At 34.6% G+C, this 21,777-nt stretch carries 15 protein-coding genes and 1 riboswitch; of the genes, 1 reads left to right on the forward strand and 14 read right to left on the reverse strand.

The window, feature by feature from the left end; translation table 11 throughout:
* Nucleotides 1-6 precede the first annotated feature (6 nt).
* The 3 genes from FM121_RS00665 to FM121_RS00675 form a co-directional block, all read right to left on the reverse strand.
* Nucleotides 7-1,194 carry a glycine C-acetyltransferase gene (locus FM121_RS00665; RefSeq protein WP_086950455.1) on the reverse strand — a complete coding sequence of 396 codons (1,188 nt, stop codon included), beginning with the start codon at nucleotides 1,192-1,194 and terminating at the stop codon, nucleotides 7-9.
* A gap of 277 nt (nucleotides 1,195-1,471) precedes the next feature.
* Nucleotides 1,472-3,067, reverse strand: coding sequence for a CTP synthase (locus FM121_RS00670; protein ID WP_086950235.1), 1,596 nt, complete (start codon nucleotides 3,065-3,067; stop codon nucleotides 1,472-1,474).
* A gap of 215 nt (nucleotides 3,068-3,282) precedes the next feature.
* A complete protein-coding gene (locus FM121_RS00675) occupies nucleotides 3,283-5,055 on the reverse strand; it encodes a DNA-binding protein (RefSeq protein ID WP_256958382.1) in 1,773 nt (590 codons plus the stop codon).
* 121 nt (nucleotides 5,056-5,176) lie between these two features.
* Between FM121_RS00675 and FM121_RS00680 the strand changes: the two genes are divergently transcribed.
* The gene (locus FM121_RS00680) at nucleotides 5,177-5,710 is read left to right on the forward strand and encodes a GNAT family N-acetyltransferase (protein WP_179203757.1); all 534 of its coding nucleotides are present in this window, start codon (nucleotides 5,177-5,179) and stop codon (nucleotides 5,708-5,710) included.
* A gap of 104 nt (nucleotides 5,711-5,814) precedes the next feature.
* Here the strand turns inward: FM121_RS00680 and lpdA are convergent, their stop codons facing one another.
* The 11 genes from lpdA to FM121_RS00735 form a co-directional block, all read right to left on the reverse strand.
* Nucleotides 5,815-7,221, reverse strand: a complete 1,407-nt coding sequence (lpdA, locus tag FM121_RS00685) for a dihydrolipoyl dehydrogenase (protein ID WP_086950237.1) — start codon at nucleotides 7,219-7,221, stop codon at nucleotides 5,815-5,817.
* A 12-nt stretch (nucleotides 7,222-7,233) separates the two neighbouring features.
* Complete coding sequence (locus FM121_RS00690) at nucleotides 7,234-8,823, reverse strand: dihydrolipoyllysine-residue acetyltransferase (protein WP_086950238.1); 1,590 nt, start codon at nucleotides 8,821-8,823, stop codon at nucleotides 7,234-7,236.
* 39 nt (nucleotides 8,824-8,862) lie between these two features.
* Nucleotides 8,863-9,840: an alpha-ketoacid dehydrogenase subunit beta gene (locus FM121_RS00695; protein ID WP_086950239.1), complete on the reverse strand. Its 978-nt coding sequence runs from the start codon at nucleotides 9,838-9,840 to the stop codon at nucleotides 8,863-8,865.
* Between the two features lie 3 nt (nucleotides 9,841-9,843).
* On the reverse strand, nucleotides 9,844-10,956 hold the full coding sequence (pdhA, locus tag FM121_RS00700; protein ID WP_086950240.1) for a pyruvate dehydrogenase (acetyl-transferring) E1 component subunit alpha: 1,113 nt from the start codon (nucleotides 10,954-10,956) through the stop codon (nucleotides 9,844-9,846).
* Between the two features lie 475 nt (nucleotides 10,957-11,431).
* Nucleotides 11,432-14,050, reverse strand: coding sequence for a magnesium-translocating P-type ATPase (gene mgtA, locus FM121_RS00705; RefSeq protein WP_296746233.1), 2,619 nt, complete (start codon nucleotides 14,048-14,050; stop codon nucleotides 11,432-11,434).
* 93 nt (nucleotides 14,051-14,143) lie between these two features.
* A riboswitch (M-box (ykoK) riboswitch) is annotated at nucleotides 14,144-14,312 on the reverse strand.
* A gap of 212 nt (nucleotides 14,313-14,524) precedes the next feature.
* Nucleotides 14,525-15,703, reverse strand: coding sequence for an acetyl-CoA C-acetyltransferase (locus FM121_RS00710; protein ID WP_086950242.1), 1,179 nt, complete (start codon nucleotides 15,701-15,703; stop codon nucleotides 14,525-14,527).
* A 200-nt stretch (nucleotides 15,704-15,903) separates the two neighbouring features.
* A complete protein-coding gene (locus tag FM121_RS00715) occupies nucleotides 15,904-17,532 on the reverse strand; it encodes a glycoside hydrolase family 13 protein (RefSeq protein ID WP_086950243.1) in 1,629 nt (542 codons plus the stop codon).
* A 34-nt stretch (nucleotides 17,533-17,566) separates the two neighbouring features.
* Entirely contained in the window at nucleotides 17,567-18,424 is an 858-nt protein-coding gene (locus FM121_RS00720; protein ID WP_256958383.1) for a carbohydrate ABC transporter permease, read from the reverse strand.
* Nucleotides 18,421-19,293 carry a carbohydrate ABC transporter permease gene (locus FM121_RS00725; protein ID WP_086950244.1) on the reverse strand — a complete coding sequence of 291 codons (873 nt, stop codon included), beginning with the start codon at nucleotides 19,291-19,293 and terminating at the stop codon, nucleotides 18,421-18,423. The genes FM121_RS00720 and FM121_RS00725 overlap by 4 nt, the downstream gene beginning before the upstream one ends.
* Before the next feature lie 13 nt (nucleotides 19,294-19,306).
* Complete coding sequence (locus FM121_RS00730; RefSeq protein WP_086950245.1) at nucleotides 19,307-20,560, reverse strand: ABC transporter substrate-binding protein; 1,254 nt, start codon at nucleotides 20,558-20,560, stop codon at nucleotides 19,307-19,309.
* A gap of 130 nt (nucleotides 20,561-20,690) precedes the next feature.
* Nucleotides 20,691-21,722, reverse strand: coding sequence for a LacI family DNA-binding transcriptional regulator (locus tag FM121_RS00735; RefSeq protein ID WP_179203758.1), 1,032 nt, complete (start codon nucleotides 21,720-21,722; stop codon nucleotides 20,691-20,693).
* Nucleotides 21,723-21,777: the final 55 nt, after the last annotated feature.

Raw genomic sequence — 21,777 nt, forward strand, 5'->3', positions numbered from 1 at the left:
CCCTCACTAAATAATTTTCATTTCTTTTCCGACTTTTTCATAAACTGCTACAGCCTTGTCCAGCATCTCTTTTGTATGAGCCGCTGTTGGCATGTTTCTTACACGTCCTGTTCCTAATGGTACTGTAGGAAAGACGATTGGCTTCACATAAACGCCATTTGCAATTAAATTCTTCGCAAATTCTTGAGCTAATTTTTCATCACCTAAGATAACTGGTGTAATTGGTGTTTCTGAATGACCAATGTCATAGCCAATTCCTTTTAATTTTGCTTTAAAATAGTTAGCATTTTCCCATAAATTATCAACATAACTTGAATCATGCTCCATTAAATCAATCGCTTTGATAACTGCTGCTGAAGCTCCTGGTGTCAATGAAGTTGAGAATAAAAATGGTCTAGCTTGTGATTTTAACCAGCTAATTAATTTCTCTGAGCCAGCTACATAACCACCGACAACACCAATTGCTTTAGACAAAGTCCCCATTTGGAAATCCACTTTATCTGATAAACCAAACTCTTTAACTGTTCCAGCACCTTTTCCAAGGACACCTGAACCATGAGCGTCATCGACATAAACAATCAAATTATACTTTTCAGCAACTTTCATAATTTCTGGCATTTTAGCAACATCACCATCCATTGAAAAAACACCATCAGTTATATACATTATTTTTTTATAAAGACCACTTTCAACAGCAGCTTTAGCCTTTTCTTCTAAATCCTTCATATCGGAGTGATTAACTCTAATAATTTTTGCCCCAGATAAACGACAGCCATCTATAATTGACGCATGATTTAAGCTATCTGAAAGAATTGCATCTTCTTTATTCATAACTGCAGAGATTGCTCCCATGTTACAGTTAAAACCTGATTGGAATGCTATTGCAGCTTCTGTTCCTTTAAATTTAGCAATACGCTCTTCTAATTCTCGGTGGATAGCTAATGTACCATTAATCGTTCTAACGGCTCCAGCACCTACTCCGTATGTTTCTGTGGCTTCATTTGCCGCTTTTATCATCTCTGGGTGTGTGGCAAATCCTAGATAATTATTGGATGCTAAATTAATTTTTTCTTGACCATTAATTGTAATCATCGGACCATTAGCACCATCTAAAACATCAATTGTTGAGTACAATCCTTTTGATTTTAAATTACCTAATCCTTCATCTAAAAAACTTTCTAACTTTGGACTCATATAACTCATAAACAAAAACCTCCAAGTATTTTATACTACCATTATAACTATTTTTTGAAACGCTTTCTATAAAATGAAAAATTCTAGTCAAATTATCATAATTGTAAGCGGATTTATTAGTAAGTACTCAATGTTTTCTCATAATATAGAATAAGACTGTAAACTACACCAAAAAATGTGTTGAATAGTCTTTGTTAAACAGAAAAGTAAATTAGAAATATTCTATAAAAAAAGAAGCCTTTTTAAGACTCCTTTTCTATATATAATGATAAATTTTCTATTTCAAACTCGCCTTAATAAATCCATTAAACAAAGCTTGTGGTTTTGTCGGTCTGGAAATTAACTCTGGATGGAACTGTGCTGCTACGAAGAATTTTTTATCTGATAATTCAACGATTTCAACTAAACGATTATCTGGTGAAACGCCTGAAAATGTTAAACCTTTTGCCTCAAACATTTCACGATAATCATTATTGAATTCATAACGGTGACGGTGTCTTTCTTCAACGACTTCTTGATTATTATAAGCTTCAGCAGTTTTAGTTTCCGGTCTAATCTGACATGGATATAAACCTAAACGTAAGGTACCACCTAAGTTTTCAATATTTTCTTGGTCTTTCATTAAGTCAATAATTTTATGGTCCGTATCCGGTGTTGTCTCTGCTGATGCAGCTCCTTCAAGTCCTACAACATTTCTAGCAAATTCCACACAAGCCATTTGCATCCCTAAACAAATCCCTAAGAATGGCACATCATTTTCACGAGCAAAACGAATCGCTTCGATTTTCCCTTCTAATCCTCTATCTCCAAAGCCGCCAGGAACTAAAATTCCATCCACATCTGATAAGTATTCTGACACGTTTTCTTCTGTAAGTTCTTCTGCTTGCACCCATTTAATATCAATGTCTGAATTCGATTCAAAACCAGCATGTTTCAACGCTTCGACGACAGAAAGATAAGCATCTGGTAATTCAACGTATTTACCAACTAAAGCTATTTTTACTGATTTCTCTAAATTCAAGACACGTTGTTCTAATTGTTTCCACTCTGTCATATCAGCAGCTGGTGCCTCAATTTTTAAATGATCGCAGACAATTTGATCCATATTTTGTGCTTGTAAGTTTAAAGGAATTGAGTATAACGTATCTACGTCACGAGATTCAATCACCGCTTCTTTTGGCACATCACAAAATTGGGCTAATTTTTCTTTGGTTCCTTCTGAAACTTCTTGTTCTGTTCTAATCACTAAAATATTAGGTTGAATTCCTAAACTTCTTAACTCTTTCACACTATGTTGAGTTGGTTTTGTTTTCATCTCGCCTGCTGCTTTTAAATAAGGAATTAAGGTTGTATGAATATACATCACATTTTCAGGACCGACATCTGATTTGATTTGACGTAACGCTTCTAAAAATGGCAGTGACTCAATATCTCCCACTGTTCCCCCAACTTCTGTAATGATGATATCAGAATCTGTTGTACTAGCAGCACGCATTATTTTGTCTTTAATTTCATTGGTAATATGAGGGATTACTTGGACAGTAGCACCTAAGTATTCGCCTCTTCTCTCTTTTTGTAACACTTCTGAATAAATTTTACCTGTTGTTACATTTGAGTACTTATTTAAGTTAATATCAATAAAACGTTCATAATGTCCTAAATCTAAATCCGTTTCCGCCCCATCATCTGTGACAAAAACTTCCCCATGTTGATACGGACTCATTGTTCCCGGATCAATATTAATATAAGGATCAAATTTTTGAATTGTTACCTTTAGTCCACGATTTTTAAGTAGTCTCCCCAATGATGCTGCGACGATTCCCTTACCGATTGATGACACAACGCCACCTGTTACGAAAATATATTTTGTCATTTGTCTTCCCTCTTTCTTCTCTTTTGGTAAAGCTTTAGAAATAAGAAAAAGCTCCCTTATTCTTATTGAATAAGGGAGCGGATATTTTCGTTAACTTCTTCCCCTATTAAAAGGGTGCCCAACAAATACTTTACAATGTTTGGTTTTAGATGTCAATTTTAAAGAAAAAATTTTAGTATTAAAAGGAAAAATTAATAAATGACAAAAGTTTTTTATTAATTAATCGGTGTCACTTCTTCAATCGTAATATCATCAATCGTTGTCATTGGATTATCACTACTGATATTCGCCTCAAACGACACTTGATCTCCTTCTTTTAAAAACATACTATAAACATTATTTGCGGTGCTAATGGTATACACTTGCTTATCATCTTCTAACATAAAAGAGACTGTTTCTGTGCCATCAATCACGATTTTATTCACTCGTTTGACTTTTCCAGTTACTTTTTTAGCATCAGATTTACTGGTGTTTTTGTTATTACTTCCTTTTAAGCTCAATTTAACTTTAAATGCTTGCAATGTTTTCTCTGCATCATTCCCATCAACTAAGATATCACTATCTGTCGCTGAAATATAAACATAACCTTTAAAAATTCCATTTGTATCAAGCAACGAAACAATCCAAGTTGGCATTCCTTCGATATTATAAAGAATTGGCATTTTGGCTTCCCATTTCTTTTCAGGGTATATTTTTTCAGCAATTTGAATCGCACCATCACTGTCCATCATGCCTTTTTTATCACGGTAGAATTCCATGACACCCGTTCTAGCATTAATTAAACTATAACCTAACGCACTGTCTTGCTTTTCATCATCACTGGTAAAATCAGTAAAATAGAGTAATTCACCATTTTTTGACATTAATGGTGTGACAGCACCTGATGAATAAATACCATTAGACGTTGGTTGTTTCACATCGTCTTTAGCAAAAAGACTATTCCACCAACCCTTACCATATTTTCCATAATAACTATTCATACTACTTGCTACAGAACTTGTAATCGGTGCATCAATTTCTTTAGGAACATCTTTTAAATTATAAATTTTAGTTTCGCCTGTCTCCGCGTTTAAAATAGCTGTTTGAAATTTATCGTAACGTTTTTTACCGCTAATACCATATTCTTTGTAAAGTGTTTGAACATAGTATGGTGTGCCGTCTTCACCTATCTCTAAATTCACTACACCAGTTCTTGCTAGATTAGATGACTTAGAATAAATTTTTCGCTCTGCATCTTGCCATAAGTAACCACTTGGTACATACTTCATTCCTTTTTCAACAAACTCAGGTTGTGCATTTATGTTTGTGGCACTTATTTTAAAATAACCAGGAACTTGTTTAAATCGATTCCATTTCCAAACACTTCTATACTCCAATGCTGAAACATAAACATACTCATCATCAATCATTTGTGCCGTTGTTGTACCCAATTCATACGCACTATAATTAGGTACACTACTCATCATTTTTTGCATCTTGTTGCGAGCACTCTTAGTTGACATGGCAATCGGTGTTTCTTTAGTTGATTTTAATTCCTCTGTTTCAGTTACTTTCTTCACTGAAATAGTCTCATAAATTTCATCTGTACTTAAGATACGACCGACTGGAATAATAATAAAATAGGCTATCGCTAAAAGAACAGCAATAATTGTACTATTTCTAATTATTTTAGGTGAATTAAAAGAAATTTGTGTCCCTTTTTTATCTTTGGAACCAGATATTTTCGTTGTCGTTCCTGTCATAAACAATACAAAAAACATCCCAATCAAAAATGACACAATATTATTAAACAATAGACTACTTAATGATTGTGCCGGTAAAGAAAAATAAACGTAAATAAAACTTACCAACAAATAGAAAAGACTTGATTTAACTGATTTCTTTAAAATACTTTTTTTATTTTTTGTCACAACAATTCCTAAAATAATTGCTATAAAAAATCCTATTCCAAATTTTAGTGTTGCCACTATTAACCCGATACCTAACATTATGTTTCCTCCTAAAATTTTACCAATTATTTTTATGAAACTTATTTATTATTATACTCTATATATCTTCTATCTATGGTACAATTTAGTCAACAAATTTACAATAGAAAGGGTTATTAACATGAACATAACTACAGAAAGACTTATTTTAAGACCCATCATTCAAGAAGATATCACCGATTATTTTGCTTTTTATTCAGATGAAGAAAATTGCCGTTATCTTTTAAACGAGCCTTGGAACAAAGACAATATGGATGAAAACTTTAAACCCAAATTAGAGAATAAAAGCTTTCTTAAAAGAAGCTCCACATTACTCTCCGTTGTTTTTAAAAATAAAGCAATCGGTGAAATATCTATTATTTCATGTGATATGAAAGATACAATTGAAATAGGCTATATTTTCAATTCTGACTACGCTCATCAAGGCTTTGCACTTGAAGCATTAACAGCCACTTTCGACTACCTCTTTTTAAATAAAGAGACACACCGAATTTATGCTGATGTGGATGCTCGAAATTTTAAATCTGCTCGACTATGCGAAAATCTATTTATGAGAAAAGAAGCCCACCATATTGAAGATTATTGGAATAAAGGTGAATGGACAGATAGTCTAATTTTTGGCATTTTGAAAAGAGAATGGCTAGCTAAAAAATAATTAAAAAATGAGACTAGAATGGAACTCCTAAAAGTTCTATTCTAGCCTCTATTTTAAAACTTATATTAATAAGTTACGTCCGGACATTTGTTTCTACTTGTTTCTTACATGTGGATTGGTAAACCTAATGCTAATTCAGCAGCATCCATTGTTACCTCTGCTAATGAAGGATGTGAGTGAATTGTTAAAGCAATATCTTCTGCGTTCATACCAGATTCAACAGCGATTCCTAATTCAGCAATAACATCACTTGCGCTAACTCCGGCAACTTGTGCACCAACTAAAACATTATCTTCTTTAGTTGTTACTAAACGTACAAAACCTTCCATTTTATCAAGAGAAATAGCACGGCCATTTCCACCTAATGGGAATTTATAAGCTTTTACGTCTAAGCCAGCTTCTTTAGCTTCTTTTTCAGTATAACCAACTGTTGCAAGTTCTGGATCTGTAAAGGCTACAGCAGGCATTGCTACGTAGTCTACAGCGACTGCTTTACCAGAAATAGCTTCAGCAGCAATTTTAGCTTCATAACTTGCTTTATGAGCTAAAGCAGCTCCAGCAACAATATCACCAATTGCCCAAATGCTTTTCACATTTGTACGTCCTTGGTTATCAACTTTAACTAATCCACGATCAGTCATGTCAACACCTAAGATTTCTAAACCTAAGTCATCCGTGTTTGGACGGCGGCCTACAGTTACCATAACATAATCAGCTTCGATTGCTTCTTCTTTACCGTTAGCTTCATATTTAACAGTTACGCTGTCACCATTGTCAATGGCTTCTTTAGCCATCGCTTTAGTTACAGTTGTAATACCTTTTTCTTTAAAATCTTTTTCAACTAGTTTAACCATATCTTTTTCAAATGTTGGTAAAATTTGAGGAGAACCTTCTAAAATAGTTACTTCTGAACCTAAGTTAGCGTATGCTCCACCTAATTCAGCACCAATAACTCCACCACCAACGATGACAAGTTTTTTAGGTACTTCAGTTAAGTTTAAACCACCAGTTGAATCAATAATACGTTTTCCAAATTTGAAACCTTTGATTTCAATTGGACGAGAACCAGTTGCTACGATTGCGTTATTGAATGAATAAGTTTGAGCACTTTCTTCAGTCATTACACGTAATGTATTTTCGTCAACGAAGAATGCTTCACCTTCGATAACTTCAACTTTATTCTTTTTAAGTAAGAATTTAACGCCTGTTGTTAATTTGTTAACAACACCGTTGTCTTTCCACTCTTGCGTTTTAGCGAAATCTAATGTTACGTTTTCAGCTGTAATACCAAATGTTTCAGCATGTTTAGCTTCGTGGAATCTATGTCCAGCGTTAATTAGGGCTTTTGAAGGAATACAGCCGACGTTTAAACAAACGCCGCCGATGTATTCACGTTCAATGATAGCAACCTTTTGACCCATTTGTGCGGCACGAATCGCTGCAACGTATCCTCCAGGTCCAGCTCCAATAACAACTGTATCTAATTCTACTGCGAAATCTCCTACTACCATGTTCGACTCACCTTATCCTTCCATTAATAATAATTCTGGATTAGCTAATAAACGTTTAATGTTATTCATAGCTTTTTGAGCAGTTGCTCCATCGACAATACGGTGATCAAAACTTAATGATAATTTCATCATACGGCCAACAGCTAATTCACCATCTGAATTAACAACTGGTTGTTGTGTAATTGTACCAACACCTAAGATAGCTACTTCTGGGTAGTTAATAACTGGTGTGAACCAACCACCACCAACAGAACCGATGTTACTGATTGTGACAGTTCCACCACGCATGTCAGCTGCTGTTAATTTACCTTCGATTGCAAGAGCTGCTTTGGCATTGATTTCATCAGCAATATCAAACATGCTCTTAGTGTTAGCATCTTTAACGTTTGGTACATATAAACCATGATCTGTATCAGTTGCGATACCGATATTGAAGTAGTTTTTGTAAACAACTTCATCTGTTGTATCATCAATTGATGCATTCATGATTGGGAATTCTTTCATAGTAGCTGTTAAGGCTTTAACAACGTATGGTAAGAATGTTAATTTAGTATTTCTTGTTGCTGCAACATCTTTAAATTTCTTACGGTGATCCCAAAGTGCAGAAACTTCTACATCATCATGTAAGGTTACGTGAGGTGCAGTATGTTTACTGTTAACCATCGCTTTAGCAATGGCTTTACGCGTTGGTGTCATTTTTTCACGAACTTCAGCTTCAGGAGCGCCCACAAATGGTGCTGGTGCTGCTTTCGCTGCTGCTATTGGTTTCGCTGTTGAAGTTGCTGCTTCTGTTGTTGTTTCAACTGCTGCTACAACTGGTGCACCACCAAAGTTATCAATATCAGATTTAACAACACGTCCACCTTTACCAGTTGGCGTTACTAAAGTAATATCCACACCTTTTTCACGTGCATGTTGACGAACTGAAGGCATAGCTAAAACGCGTTTGCTTGGTGCGCCAGTTGGAGTCGTTGATGCTGCTGCTTTTGCTTCAGCCACTGGTGCTGCCGTTGTAGCTGGTGCTACTGGAGCCGCATTATTGTGTCCTGGTGCATCAATTTCTACTAATACGTCACCTACATTTGCTACTGTTCCTTCAGCTACTACTACTTTAAGAACTTTACCTGTTACAGGAGAAGGAATTTCTTCTACTGATTTATCGTTTTGTACTTCTAACATTGTATCGTCTTCGTTGATTGTGTCGCCTTCTTTAACGAACCATTTTACGATTTCGCCTTCTGCAATACCTTCACCAATATCTGGTAATTTGAATTGGAAAACACCGCCAGATGGAGCTGTTGCTGGCGTTGCAACTGGTGCTGCTTCAACGGCTGGAGCCGCTTCTTCAGTATCATCTTCATGCCCTGGAGCATCGATTTCTACTAATACGTCACCTACGTTTGCTACTGTTCCTTCAGCTACTACTACTTTAAGAACTTTACCTGTTACAGGAGAAGGAATTTCTTCTACTGATTTATCGTTTTGTACTTCTAACATTGTATCGTCTTCGTTGATAGTATCGCCTTCTTTAACGAACCATTTTACGATTTCGCCTTCTGCAATACCTTCACCAATATCTGGTAATTTAAATTTAAAAGCCATTTTAGTTTTCTCTCCTTCTATCTTGTTTCAAGCACTTAATTAAAATGCGTGGATTTCTTTAATTTTCGCTTCGATATCAGATGCATTTGGTAACCAAGCATTTTCTGCCATACCGAATGGGAAAACTGTATCTGGAGCTGAAACGCGACCAACTGGAGCTTCTAATGAAAGAACAGCTCTTTCTGAGATTTCTGAAACAACTTGTGCACCAACACCTGCTTGTTTTTGGGCTTCTTGAACGACAACTACACGTCCTGTTTTTTCAACAGAAGCAATAATTGTTGCTACATCTAAAGGAGCAACTGTACGTAAGTCAATAACTTCTACAGAGATGCCTTCAGCTTCTAATTTTTCAGCTACTTTAAGTGATTCACGAACCATTGCACCATAAGTAATAACAGAAATATCAGATCCTTCTTTAGCTACTGCAGCTTTATCTAAAGGAACAGTATAAGACTCATCTGGTACTTCATCACGGAATGAACGATATAATTTCATATGTTCTAAGAAAACAACTGGATCGTTGTCACGAATAGCAGAAATTAGTAATCCTTTAGCATCATATGGGTTACTTGGAATAACAACACGGATACCAGGAGATTGAGCAATCAATCCTTCTAAATTGTCAGCATGTAATTCTGGTGTATGAACTCCACCACCAAATGGCGCACGGATTGTAACTGGCATTGTTCTTGTACCACTCATACGGTAACGAGTACGTGCCATTTGAGCAACGATTTCATCCATTACTTCAAAGACAAATCCAAAGAATTGAATTTCTGCAACTGGACGGAAGTTTTCTAATGCCAAACCAAAAGCCAAACCACCAATACCTGATTCTGCTAAAGGTGCATCGAATACACGATCTTCACCAAATTTTGCTTGTAAGCCTTCAGTAGCACGGAAAACCCCACCGTTATTACCTACATCTTCACCGAATACTAATACATCTTTGTTTGCTTCAAGTTCTGAAGCTAGAGCATCTGTAATTGCTTGGATCATTGTTTTTTGTGCCATGATTTATTTCGACTCCTTTGCTTCGTAGATATCAATTTGTTCTTGAATACTTTGTGGTGAAACTTCAAACATGTTTTTCAAGAAATCTGATACTTTTTGTTTTGGTGTAGCATCTGTTGCTTTAATTGCTTCTTTAACTTCTTCTTTTGTTGCTTCGATTACTGCTTCTTCTTTTTCTTCTGACCATAAACCTTTTTCAGTCAAGTAAATACGGAAACGAGTTAATGGGTCTTTTGCAGCCCATTCATCATCAGTTTCTTGAGAACGATATCTTGTTGGATCATCACCTGATAATGTATGTGGACCATAACGGTAAGTTAATGTTTCGATTAAAACAGGACCGTTTCCAGCGATTGCCCAGTCACGTGCTGCTTTTGTTACTTTATAAACTGCTAAAGCATCCATACCATCAACTTGAATACTTGGAATACCAGCTGCTAAACCTTTTTGAGCTAATGTTGTTGCTGCTGTTTGTAATTCACGAGGTGTAGAGATAGCATAGCCATTGTTTTGAATAAAGAATACTGCGTTGGCTTTCATAGCTCCTGCAAAGTTAATTCCTTCATAGAAATCACCTTGTGAAGAACCACCGTCACCTGTATATGTAAAGGCTACATTTGGTTTGTTACGTTTTTTAAGTCCTAAAGCAACACCTGCTGCTTGAACATATTGAGCACCAATGATAATTTGTGGTGGAAGAGCTTTTAAGTCTTCTGGATATTCATTACCTGCAGCATGTCCTTTTGACCAAAGGAAAGCTTCTTTTAATGGTAAACCATGTTGAATTAATTGAGGAACATCACGGTAACCTGGTAGTAAAACATCTTCTTTAGTCATAGCAAAGTGACTTGCTAATTGACTTGCTTCTTGTCCAGCTGTTGGAGCGAAGAATCCTAAACGACCTTGACGATTTAATGCAGTTGAACGTTGATCAAGCACACGAGACCAAACCATTCTACTCATTAATTCTACTAACTCATCATCTGATAAATCAGGTACTAAACTTTCATCTACTACTTTCCCGTTGACATCTAATACTTGTACAGTTGGGAAGTTTTCATCTATACCTTCCAGAAATGCTGCAAAATCAAGTGGGTTTACTTTTTTCTTAGCCATACTGTTGCACAATCCTCTCTTATTACAATTTCATTTTGTTCTCAAACAGAAAGAAAAACTGTATCATTTTCTTTCGCTTCGACACCTATAAGTTACCACGACAAATTAATGAATGCAAGTAATTAACTCTGAATTCTTTTCATTAAAAAGCTGTTAGAATCAGCGATCAATAGATAGTGATCGTTTTCACTATACAAACGAACTTTGTTTGTTTTTTTACAATTTCCTAAACTTCTTCTGTATCATTCTGTTTTAAAAAATATTTCTAACTGTTATATAGCAATTTTCTGAAAGCATTAAAACACTATGTTACTTCATCATTCTTATTGTTTTTCATCTACTAATCACTGTTCTATTAAAGGAGTATAAAATAAAAAAAAGAACTTATATTGAAGATTATAAGTTCTTTTTTTAATAAATATGTTTTCTTTTTTTCGTTTTCCAATCAAGATAGTGAAGAATATAACTATGCTTATTAAATCCAGTTATTATATTTTTTTATATATTTAACTTTCACAAACTGAATTAAAATCATGTACATAGCAACGATCCCTATCAACCATCCCCAATAATCACCTGGTAACGCTGTAAAATCAAATGCATTTCTTAGCGGTTCTATTAAGACAATCATTACTCCAGTGATAACAGCTAGTAAGCTCATAAGTACCATTGACACACTTCCTCTACTTTGAAGGAAAGGTATTTTTTCTGTTCTGACCATATGAACAACCAAAGTCTGACTAACTAAACCTACTAAAAACCAACCTGTTTGAAAAAGACTTTGATCAGCTACTGTATTAGCACCAATAATAAACCACATGACACCAAAAGTGATAAGATCAAAAATACTACTAATTGGACCAATAAAAACAGTGAATTTAAATAAATTTTTTGTATCAAATTTAACAGGTTCCATAATTTGACTCTCATCGACATTGTCCCAAGGCATTGCAAGCTGCGAAATATCATATATCAAATTTTGGACTAATAGTTGCAATGATAACATAGGTAAAAATGGTAAGAATGCACTAGCAATTAAAACTGAAAAAACATTCCCGAAATTTGAACTAATAGTAATCATGATATACTTCATCATATTTTTAAATACTTTTCGACCTTCAATAACACCATCTTCTAGTACCGTTAAGCTTTTTTCAAGTAAAATAATAGAGCTCGCTTCTTTTGTGATATCTGCTGCCGTATCGACAGATATTCCGATATCAGCTGTTCTTAAAGCCGGCGCATCATTGATACCATCTCCCATAAAACCAACAGTATTCCCTTGATTTTGGAGTGTTTTTATAATTTTTGCTTTTTGCATTGGGTTTAGTTTGGCAAAAAGATTGGTCTCATTAACTGCTAATTCAAATTCTGCTTCTGACAACTGGTCTAGCTGACTGCCTACATAAACGCGATCAACTTCAATACCCACATCTCCACAGACTTTTCTTGAGACTATTTCATTATCACCAGTTAAGACTTTTACATTCACACCATGTTGATGTAAGGAAGATATGGCTTCTATTGCTGATTGTTTAGCAGGATCTAAAAAACCAACAAATCCGACTAGTATCATTTCTTTTTCATCTGCTACTGTATAGGTGGCTTCACTATGAACATCTCGTTTATAAGCTACAGTGATCACACGCATTCCTTGTTGATTCATTTTGATATTTACTTCATTCATTTGATTAAGTAACTCATCTGTTAGTGGAATAATCTCATTATCTATCTCTACATGAGAGCATACTTCAATCATCTCTTCAACAGCACCTTTAGTAATCATCAAATGGTGATCTGATTGTTTTAACGCAACCGTCAATCGACGTCTTGAAAAATCGAAAGGAATTTCATCTATTTTCTCAATATTTTTTTCTGCATCTTTCTCAGGATGTGTTTCGTAATAGTTAATTATGGCATGATCCATTAAATTCTTCCAACCAGTTTGATAATTTGAATTTAAAAAAGCCATGTCTAATACTTTAGGATCATCATCTTCACCAAGTGGGCTAACGTGTTCTACTAATACAACTCGATCTTCTGTGATAGTACCTGTCTTATCTGTACATAAAATATTCATTGCTCCTAAATTTTGGATAGCATTCAATTCTTTGACAATAACTTTCTTTTTAGCCAAAGCTTGCGACCCTTTAGCAAGATTACTGGTTACAATCATCGGTAACATCTCTGGTGTTAATCCTACTGCTACTGCAATTGCAAAGAAGAAAGCTTGCGTCCAGTCACCTTTCATTACTCCATTTATTAAGAACACTATTGGAAATAAAATTGTGACCATTCTTATGAGTAATTTACTGATATGTTTTAAATCACGGTCAAAATTGGTTAATTCTCTTTTAGTACTAGCATGCTTAGCTATATCACCAAAAAAAGTTTGTTGTCCTGTTTTAAGGATAATCGCCTCTGCTTGCCCACTTAATACATCCGTCCCCATAAACACAAGGTTAGAAAGATCAATCGCTGAGCTTGCATCTATAGATGTAACAGTTACTTTTTTGGATTCATATTTTTCCACTGGCATTGATTCACCAGTCAGTGAAGACTGATTAACGAATAAATCTTTTGTCCAAATCAATAAACTATCGGCAGGGATCATGTCTCCTGCTGATAAGTAAACGATATCTCCTGGAACAACCTCTTCCATCGGAATCTCTTTTATCTTATTATTTCTTTTAATGCCACAGGTATGTTTCACTAGATTTTGAAGAGCCAAGGATTCTTTTTGAGCCTTAATGTCCTGAACAAAACGAATAATTGCACTGACAGTAATCATGAGCGCCATGACAACCACTGCCTCATAATCTCTTGTTAAAGCCGATACGACCAACAGACCAAATAAAACATAAATAAAAGGATCCATGAACGACTTAATCAATATAACAAACCATGCATCTGGTTTTTGGATATCAATTTTATTTTCACCATACTCTTCTAAACGGTTCGTTGCATCTTCGTAAGTTAAACCACTGGGTGATGTTCGAAACTCCATCATCAACTCACGGTCAGATAATGTCGCTAATTTTTTTAACTCCATATCCTTGTTTGTATTTGTCATATCTTTTTTCATATCTCCCACCCTTTCATTTTTAGTAACTTCTTATCTTAAACACAAAAAGACACCCCCAACTTGGAGAGTGCCAGAAAATTGGCTTCACTAAAAAGCAGATTCTGTTAATCTCTTCGTGGAGTTTTAGCACTATATAGCGTAGATAATTACTATCAGCTACATTAAGAAAAGCCTTATTCGACAGTTCCTGTTGACCCATACAAAAATCTCTGGATAGTTTGCAGGGCAGTAGCATATTTCTATATAGGAGCCTCACCTAACGTAAGACGGTGGTCATTTGTTAATTCGACTGTACGCTGTTTCCTGAATAAAGTCAAATATATGTTGGTTGTTCGAATCACAAAAATAAGAGGCTAACCAACTGTCAGCCTCTGTCTTGTTTATACAAATATTTTTTATAGTCAATGGATAAAAGAGTGCTTGTTTATTTTTACCTCCAGTAGCTCGGAAGAAACGACCTTTGATCCACTCTATTTTTTATTTTTATCTCTCCACAATCAAAGAAATACCTTGTCCACCACCAATACATAAGGTTGCTAATCCAGTATGGACTTCTCTTTTTTTCATTTCATGAAGTAAAGTAACTAAAATACGCGCACCACTTGCCCCAATTGGGTGACCTAGTGCGATTGCTCCACCATTGACATTTATTATTGATGGATCTATTGTTAATTCTTTTATCACACTTAATGATTGTGAGGCAAAGGCTTCATTAGCTTCAATCAAATCCAAATCAGTTACTTGTTTGTTTGCTTTTTCCAATGCTTTTTGAGTGGCTTTAACTGGAGCAATACCCATAGTTTTTGGGTCTACACCACTTGTTGCATATGACGTTATTTTCCCTAAAATTTCAAGTCCTAATTCTTGTGCTTTTTCTAATGTCATTAAAATAACCATGGCTGCCCCATCATTAATACCTGATGAGTTACCTGCTGTCACACTACCTTCTTTTTTAAATGACGGTCTTAATTTAGCAAGTGTTTCTGTTGTTGAGCCAAACCTTGGAAATTCATCCGTCTCAACTAAAATTGGATTCCCTTTTCTAGTTGGCACTTCAATCGGTATTATTTCATCTTTAAACTTTCCTGACTTAATCGCAACTTCTGCTTTTTGTTGACTTTTTGCTGAGAATTCATCTTGTGCTTCTCTAGTAAAGTGATACAACTCTGCAATATTTTCTGCCGTATTTCCCATTGGTAGCTCATCAAAAGCATCCGTTAAACCGTCCTTCATCATTGTATCAATCATTGTGCCATTTCCTATTTTTTGACCAAAACGGTGATTCGGAACAATATAGGGTGATTGACTCATGCTTTCAGTTCCACCAGCAATTACAATTTCGTTCTCTCCTAATTGAATAGATTGAGCTCCCAATATGACAGCTTTTAATCCCGAACCGCAAACTTTATTAACTGTAAAAGCAGATGCCTCTATCGGAACACCGGCATTTACTGCTATTTGTCTAGCTATATTTTGACCTAAGCCAGCTGATAATACATTTCCCATAATTACTTCATCAATTAAATTAGCGGCTAAGTTTATTTCTGCTAGACTTTTTTGAACCAACTGCGTACCTAATTCTACAGCTGATATATCTTTAAAACTACCTCCAAAACTACCGATTGCTGTTCTTTTGGCAGATACAATTACAACTTCTTTCACTAACAAAAACCTCCTACATTTATAAAAGCGCTTTTTATTTACTTACCTATTCTAATCATTATCATTCAAAAAAGCGACTAACTTTTAAAAAATTTAGGGATAATTTAATTTTAAAGATAGTCAAAAAAAATAGATGAAGTTGACTTAACGCCAATCCATCTATTTTTTTAAATACTAGTGTTAATCTGAATATTTATTTTTTATATTTCTACTGAAAATGCTTGCCAAGGATTTAATTTGATATTTACTAAACTACTTGGTGTTGTCATATTTTCAATCAAGATATTTTTAACTACATCTTCAGTTGTAAATTCTTGTACGTCATCTGATAAATTAGCTACGACTAACCATGTTTTATCTTCAAAAGTTCTTTTGTATGAAAACACTTTGTCTGCTGTTTCCTGTAATTCATACTCACCCCAAACAACGATTGGGTGATCTTTTCTCAACTGAATTAATTTTTGATAGGTATAGAAGACTGAGTTTTTATCAGCTAAAGCTGCTTCCACGTTAATTTCTTGATGATTCGGATTCACATGTAACCAAGGTGTTCCTGTTGTGAATCCTCCATTTTCTGATGTATTCCATTGCATTGGTGTTCTCGCATTGTCACGTCCTTTCGCATTAATTGACGTGATAATTTCTTCTTTTGAGAAACCTTGACTAATACGATCATGATACATGTTCACACTTTCAATATCCTCTACTTCATCAATACTTGAAACAGGATAATTTGTCATCCCAATTTCTTCGCCTTGATAGATATATGGTGTTCCTTTCATCATGTGGAGTAAGATAGCAAAAGCTTTGGCACTTTCAACACGGTATTCTTGGTCATTTCCCCAACGAGAAATCACGCGAGGTAAGTCATGATTATTCCAGAATAAACTATTCCATCCTTGATTCCCTAAAGACGTTTGCCATTTGGAAAGAACCTCTTTTAAATCTTTCATCTCTAATGGTTTTAAGTCCCATTTATGCTTACCTTCGCCATGCTCTTGATCTAAGCCAATGTGTTCAAATTGGAAGACCATTGATAACTCATGACGTTCTGGATCTGAGTACATTTTAGCGATTTCTGGTGTTGCACCCCAAGTCTCACCCACAGTCATCACATCATGATTGCCAAAAGTTGCTTTATTCATTTCTTTTAGATAATCATGAAGTTTAGGACCGTTTCCTGTGATTTTTTCATCTGGAATTTTACCAATCAAGTCAATTACGTCCATGCGGAACCCACCCACACCTTTATCTAACCAGAAATTCATCATGTCATTGACTTTATTTCGAACTGTTTCATTTTCCCAATTTAAATCAGGTTGCTTTTTACTAAATAAATGTAAATAATACTGGCCACTCGCTTCATCAAATTGCCATGCACTCCCACTAAAGGTAGATTCCATATCATTTGGAGCTTCTCCATTTACCGGGTCACGCCAGACATAAAAATCACGGAAAGGATTATCTTTGCCTTTTTTAGCTTCTACAAACCAAGCATGCTCATCAGATGTGTGGTTAACCACTAAATCCATAATAATGCGAATATCACGTTTTTTTGCCTCTTCAATCAGCTCATCCATATCAGCCATTGTTCCAAATTCTTCCATAATATCCTCATAATCACTGATATCATAGCCATTATCATCATTTGGTGATTTATATACTGGACTTAACCAAATAGCATTAATCCCTAATTTTTCTAGATATTCTAAACGTTCAATAATTCCACGTAAATCTCCCACACCAGTTCCTGTTGTATCTTGAAAACTTCTTGGATAAATTTGATAAAGTACGGCTGATTGCCACCATTTATTTTGTTTAACTGTCATGAAAAAACCTCCATATATTTTTATTGTTTCACTTTTATTTGACTGCCCCGTCAGTTACACCAGCAATAATCCATTTTTGAAATAAAATATAGATTAATAATACAGGTAAAATAACTAATAAGTAAGAGGCGAATGCTAAGTTATACTGTGTTGAAAATTGACCTTGGAATATATATTGAGATAATTGCAAGGTTTGTTGTTCTGGCTTACTTAAGAAAATTAAAGGCATCAGGAAGTCATTCCAAGTCCACATAAAACTTAAAATCGCTACAGTAGCATGAACTGGTTTTAGCATAGGAAAAATGACGTACCAGAAAACTTGTAGAGGTGAAGCTCCGTCTATTTCTGCTGCTTCGTCCATTGCTACAGGTATTTTTTTAATAAAACCTGTGTATAAAAATGTGTTCATTGGTAAACCGAAAATAATATATAAAAATGTGATTCCTGCTAAATTATCTAAATTAAACATAGATGCTTGCTTTACTAAAGGTAACATGATGACATTAAAAGGAATAAACATAGCACTAATAAAATAATAGTACAAAGCGTTAAAGAACTTAGAATGAGATCTTTTTCTAGTAATCGCATAAGCGGCTAAACTGTTCGTAAAGATCGTAAAAATCAAATTAATTCCTGTAATAATAAAAGTATTTTTAAATTTCTCAGGGTAGTTCGTTAATTTCCACGCATCGGTAAAGTTGCTCCAATGAAAACTTGTTGGCCAACTCAGAATCGAATCCATTTGGCTTGGGTCTTTCACAGCTATCATTAGCGTCATATAGAGAGGCCCAATAATTGTGAACATGGCTAAAGCCATTAAAAAAATCGTCAAAGGCCAATTAACAGTTCCATTGCTTCGTTTTAAAATATTTTTCTTTTTCTCTTTCATCATCCCATATTCGCCTCTCTTTTCTCCAAAATTCTAAGTTGAACGATTGAAATAATCACAACTACTAGGAAAAGCACCACTGAGTTAGCTGATTGATACGCAAATTGCCCACCTGTGAATCCTTTTTTATAGATAAGAAGGGAAATAGATGTCGTTGATGTTCCTGGTCCTCCATTTGTCATAGCAACAATTTGATCGAATGCCATTAAAAAACCTTTAGCTGATAAGACCATATTAATGGTAAAGAATGGTGCTAGCAGAGGGAAAGTGATTTTTCTGAATAAAGTAAAACCGCTCGCACCATCTAAATCTGCTGCTTCATAAATATCTTGATCCACCGTTTGCAGACCAGATAGGTAAATTAAAGTGGTAAAAGCTAGAGATTGCCATACGGTGACTATCACAATTCCTACCCACGCATATTCTGTCCCCAAAATATTGACACTTAAAGCTTCAATACCAGCCCCAATTCCAAATTCAGGAACTAAACGAGCAAAAATAAAATTAAAAATAAAACCAATAATTAATGTTCCTAACATATATGGTAGAAAATAAACGGCTTTAAGAATTTTTTGGAATTTAATTTTTGAATTTAATCCAATAGCTAAAAATAAACCAATTATGTTTACCAAAATTGTTGAAATAATAGCAAATTTAAACGTAAATACATAACTATTTAAAATATCTGCATCTTGAAACATGTGTAAGTAATTCTTAAATCCAACAAAATCCCACTCACCATAGCCACGCCAATTAGTAAAGCTATAAAAAATTCCTTGTAAAAATGGAATCGTGTGGAAAATAAAAAATAGAATTGCGACTGGTACTACCATGAGATAAAATGCTGGATGTATTTTTCGACCACTTCTCATTTTTTAACTCCCCCTATTCAATATTTGCTGCATCATACGCTTTATCCATTTTTTTCAGCGTATTATTTATATTCTTAGTTGTATTATCTGGTGCCTTGTTTTGTTCTAAAGCAAATTCAGATAATAAAGCTGCCATGTCATAGCCATTCGGTAAGAAATGATCAATAAAATCATTTACTTTCCCAGCTTCAATCATCGGGCTAACTTGTGTCAATGCTGGGTCCTTTTGTTTAATTCCTTGTTGGGCTGAAAAGGCAAATTGATCATCTACATAACGTTGCGCTTGTTCTTTTTCTAAAAGGAAATTTATAAAATCTTTTGATTCCTTTTGATTTTTTGTGTCTTTACCAATCATAAACATCACGTCTACACCACTTGTGACTTTATTTTTAGCCACATCATTACTAGCTGGTAAAGCAAAGATGCTTACTTTCATGTCTTTATTTGCTTTTTGGACTTCTGGGATTGCCCAGGTTCCATTAATCAACATGGCTGCTTTTCCCTTAGCAAATGCTTGAACGCCGTCAGCATATCCAGTTCCCATAGCATCTTTTTGGGTATGCTTCATGACCTCAGAAACTTGCTCCATCGGCTCCACCCAACCATCAACAAACTTTTGTTTACCTATTTTTCGATCAGTCATTAATTCATCATTGGCTAAAATTCCTGCCATTGGATTGAATAATGAAGACAATGTCCACGCATCTTTATAGGTTGCTTCAATTGGAGTAATCCCTTCTTTTTCAAATAACTCACATACCGCAATAAATTCATCCCACGTTTTAGGGATTTCTAAATTATATTGATCAAATAATTCTTGATTATAAATAACTCCTGACGCATTGGTTGCGTATGGAATACCATATAATTTATCTTTTTCTTGTTGTAAATCAATCGTCATTTCTTTATAAGCAGGAACGATATTATTAGCAAAATCTTCTTTTGATAAATCTTCTAACATTCCTACATTAGCAAGTTCTGTATAGGTTATGTCCCCTCCATAAGAAATAATATTAGGAATATCATTTTTTACCAATCTCGTTCTAAGAACTGTTCCCGCATCAGGTGGTGAACTGAATACTACTTTTATATTTGGATTCTTTTCCTCATATTCTTCGATAAAGCTTCTCATAATTTGTTGATTCTCTGATTTATTATTAAATACTTCAATTGTCACTTTATCTGTTGCTTCTTTTGAAGAACATCCAGAAAGTAGCAATAAACTGAAACCAACGACAAAAATTCCTTTTAACTTTAAACTTTTCATAATTTCCCTCCTAAGGTGTTACGTAACACCTTTTAATAAAAAAATAAAAACTTCTAACCAAGTGTTTCGCAACACCTGCATAAAATATAACATTTTTATTTTTTATAGTCAATTATTTTGTAAAACGTTTTCACTTGTTTCTGATATTCTTAACAGATCCACCTTCAACTAGCACCGTTTTAATTTCTTTTGACTGCTCTTTTTGATTGTTTTTTTCTATATTTTCAACCATTAAAGTCATGATTGCTGTTGCCTTTTCAAAAACATCTTGGCGCATACTAGTAATTTGTGGGGTCGCGTATTTAGAGTATGCTGTTCCATCAAAACTAACAATAGAAATATCATTTGGAACTGTTATCCCCTCTTTATATAGCTCTGAAATAACCTGAATTGCTAATAGATCAGAAGAACAGAAAAAAACTGTTTCATTCCTTACTATGGGTAACAAAAACCGCTTAATAAATGTGCCATAATTCGTATATGTTGTTGGAATACTCACGAATTTTGGTAATAAATTAACTTCTTCCATGGCTTCTTTAACTCCCAGTGAACGCTCTAAATCTAAGCCTTTCCAATCAGATGGTGAGTCACTTTTAGCAATAAAGACAATATCAGAATAACCTTTTCTAAGTAAGTATTTTGTCATATTTAAAGCACCCGCACGATCATCTATTCCAACATTTAATTTAGGGCGATTGATCCCCTGTCCGTAAGAATCAATAAAAACAATTGGTACAGAAACTCGAGTTTGCCACTTATTAATATCATTAGCAGATGTCCCAGAAACAATTAACCCTTCTAAATTCCACATATCTGCTAACTTAGCTCCTTCTTCAAAATCAGAGACCCGATGAAACATCATAAAATAGCCAGCTTCTTTGATCTTAGCTTCTAAAGTTTGAATTAATTCTCCGTGATAAGGATTATCAAAAAAGGCTTCATTAACTGCTTCTGTATCCTGAATAATAACACCAATGATTCGAGAACCATGATTAGCCAGTAATCGACCTCCCATGTTGGCTGTATAATTTAACTCTTTTAATGCTTTATTAACTTTTTCTTTTGTTTCAATTGATACTTTGGCGTCTCTACCATGTATCACATTTGACACAGTTGTGGGACTGACCCCTGTATATTTTGCAATATCCTTGATGGTTGCCATTTTTTCACCTCGTTTAGCCATATTATTTTTTAGTGTAGCAGTTTTAAATGTAACT

The sequence above is a fragment of the Vagococcus fluvialis bH819 genome, assembly GCF_900163795.1.
GTDB lineage: Bacteria > Bacillota > Bacilli > Lactobacillales > Vagococcaceae > Vagococcus > Vagococcus fluvialis_A.